Raw genomic sequence first — 1,255 nt, 5'->3', positions numbered from 1 at the left:
CTCCCCGCCACCTGAGGCCGCGCCGCGGCGGGCGACGCCGCTTCCCTCCTCCGTCCCGAGGGGGCGCGACGCTCACGCCACGCGGATGTGGGTCGCCACCCGCGGCGGCTCCTCGGCGCCCGTCTCCGCTTCGAGGATGCGCATGTCGAGCCGGCCCTCGTCGTCGCGGAATACGTCGTAGACGACCCGGTCGACCACGGCGTTGCCGTCGCCGAAGATCAGCACGCGCGGCTTGTGGGCGATCACGTCGTCGACGCCGCCGTAGCTCGCCGAGGCAATGATGACCTCGTCGCCGACCTGGCAGGTGCGGGCGGCGGCGCCGTTCAGGACGCAGCAGCGCGAGCCGGCGGGGCCGTACAGCACGTAGGTGCTGATCCGCGCCCCCGACATCTTGTTCCAGATCTCGACGAATTCGAGCGGATCGAGCCCCGCCTCGCGGCAGAGGTCGGCATCGAGCGTGATCGAGCCGTGATAGTTCAGGTCGGCGCCCGTCACGCGGATGCCGTGCAGCTTGGCCCGAACGAAGCTCTGCATCATGCTCCCCCGAGCCGGGCGACGTCGGCCCGGCGATGCGCGGCCGCACCTCCGAGTCGGGGCGGTCGCGTCGCGCTTCCTACGGCGGCGCATGCCTGCGTGGCAATCGGCCGGTCGGGACGCTCCCCTGCCCCCCGCGCTACCCCTTGTGCCGCAGCCGGCTCGCGAAGAAGCCGTCGAGGCCGCCGCGCCGGCTGTCCGAGCCTTCGAGGTCGGCCGGGAGCGTGCGCAGGTCGCCGTCGGCGTTGATCACGCCGTCGACGCCGCCGACCTCGTCCGCCCGCACCGGCACCCGCTCGAACGCGGCGTTGCGCTTCAGGAAGGCGGCGACCTGGCGCTCGCCCTCCTCCTGCTCCAGCGAGCAGGTGCAGTAGACGAGGCGCCCGCCCGGCCGCACCAGGGTCGCGGCCTTGTCGAGCAGGCGCGCCTGGAGGAGGTGCAGGCGGATCAGGTCGGATTCGGTCTTGGTCCAGGCGACGTCCGGATGGCGGCGGATCGTGCCGGTGGCCGAGCACGGCGCGTCGAGCAGCACCGCGTCGAACGGCTTTGGGGGCTCGAAGGCGAGCGCGTCGCCGACGACCACCTCGGCGGTCAGCCCGAGCCGGGCGAGGTTTTCGGACAAGCGCTCCAGGCGCGGGGCCGAACGGTCCAGCGCGGTCACCACGGCGCCCCGGCTCGCGAGCTGCGCGGTCTTGCCGCCCGGCGCGGCGCAGAGGTCGGC

The 1,255-nt window shown here is 73.8% G+C and carries 2 protein-coding genes; both read right to left on the bottom strand.

All coding sequences use genetic code 11. From position 1 onward, the window contains the following. Positions 1–72: 72 nt before the first annotated feature. The gene (panD, locus tag FV223_RS27915; protein WP_147729911.1) at positions 73–534 is read right to left on the bottom strand and encodes an aspartate 1-decarboxylase; all 462 of its coding nucleotides are present in this window, start codon (positions 532–534) and stop codon (positions 73–75) included. A gap of 139 nt (positions 535–673) precedes the next feature. After that, a partial coding sequence (locus FV223_RS27910) for an RsmB/NOP family class I SAM-dependent RNA methyltransferase (protein ID WP_147729910.1) occupies positions 674–1,255 on the bottom strand: 582 nt, incomplete at its 5' end.

Origin of the sequence: Methylobacterium sp. WL116 (assembly GCF_008039455.1) — a bacterium.
In the GTDB taxonomy this organism is placed as follows: Bacteria; Pseudomonadota; Alphaproteobacteria; order Rhizobiales; family Beijerinckiaceae; genus Methylobacterium.
Note: the sequence above shows the minus strand (reverse complement) of the source record. Positions and strands in the feature narration are given on the sequence as shown.